This window comes from Bradyrhizobium ferriligni (assembly GCF_056837965.1).
This window is the reverse complement of the sequence record NZ_JBXEJO010000275.1, coordinates 1-448: the sequence shown is the minus strand read 5'-3', so window position 1 is coordinate 448 and position 448 is coordinate 1. Positions and strand designations below refer to the sequence as shown.

Sequence of the window (448 nt, the reverse complement as noted above, 5' to 3'; positions counted from 1 at the left end):
CCATAGCGGCGCAGGGTTGCCCGCAACAGGTCTTCGTCGTCGGGCGCGTCAATGTCGATGATGGTGAGGCGGCTCTTTGCCCCGGCCATGAAGGCAAAGGCGTCGATCTCAGGGAACTTGAGGGCCAGTTGCCCCGAACCCGTGAGCCCGACACGGTTATAGCCTGCCGTCGCGGGTTTCTTGTGCTTGCCGTCTATCCTCAGCGGGAAGGTGGCAATGCGGTGTTCGGCATATCTAGGTTGCCAGTCTGCAAAGAGCCCCAATTTTCACGTCCCGATTCGGGCCGGGGCTTCTTTGACACTTGCGGCTCTCACGCTTGTTTTCTATCATGAGCCCATTCACACCGCAGCGCCGTTGCCTCGGCAGTTGTATTTGACACCCTCGGCCGCCACAGCCGGGGGTGTCGTCATTTTGCCCGCCTTTACAGAGTCGCGCAATAGCTAGTGTC

The 448-nt window shown here is 59.8% G+C and carries 1 protein-coding gene; it reads right to left on the bottom strand.

The window, feature by feature from the left end; translation table 11 throughout:
* Positions 1-263, bottom strand: a 263-nt coding sequence (locus AC1VNY_RS42680) for a hypothetical protein (protein ID WP_482409703.1), incomplete at its 3' end; no start/stop codon positions are given.
* Positions 264-448 lie beyond the last annotated feature (185 nt).